The organism is Vibrio sp. OPT46, from assembly GCF_015163535.1.
In the GTDB taxonomy this organism is placed as follows: domain Bacteria; phylum Pseudomonadota; class Gammaproteobacteria; order Enterobacterales; family Vibrionaceae; genus Vibrio; species Vibrio alginolyticus.
Genome location: NZ_JADDYG010000392.1, coordinates 1 through 619, shown reverse-complemented (window position 1 = coordinate 619; position 619 = coordinate 1). Strand labels below are relative to the sequence as shown.

General features: G+C 36.8%; 1 protein-coding gene. It reads left to right on the top strand.

Annotated features, from left to right (window positions below):
* Nucleotides 1-59: 59 nt before the first annotated feature.
* Nucleotides 60-619, top strand: a 560-nt coding sequence (locus IQR33_RS35890; RefSeq protein WP_228013972.1) for a hypothetical protein, incomplete at its 3' end; no start/stop codon positions are given.

Here is a 619-nt window from a genome sequence, read left to right as displayed (position 1 = left end):
AACCAATCAGCCAGGACACTTCTCGATCTAAACATTGTGATCTCTTAGGAAGGATTTCAGTGATGGTCAATGCTGAGAGAGTTGAACTCTTTGATTTGCTTTCAAGTAACTCTGATAAGGTAATCAAGTTGGAGTGTAACGGACGTAAAGCTTCTAGTGCATTTTCAGAGTACTTTAAAACTAGTCTACTTAAGGGTTATGCAAACAAAAAAGCACTAAATTGGTATATCGAAATTGATGAGCAAGTTAGTAGCATTGACTTTAGTTCTATCCAAGAAGCTACGAAGGTGATTTATGCATCCTTTAGTTCTATGTTTGGCGGTGGAGAGATAAACACCAAGCTTTCTATACCCTATCTATCGCATGTTACTGATATCCAATACCAGGAAAAGGCTAGAAAAGTTAAACCTTCATTAGATTTCACAAAACGTGTAGCAAAAATTAGATCAGGTAAAATTACTAAGGGAACAACAAGACTCTCTTTCTATAATCTTGAAACAAATCCAAGACTTCACTATGCACATGCAGATAATCATAGAGTGCTTCACCCTGACATCGATCTCTTGGGCGAAGAAGTTAAAGATGTTTTTACACCAGCACATTATATTGACCCTAATGC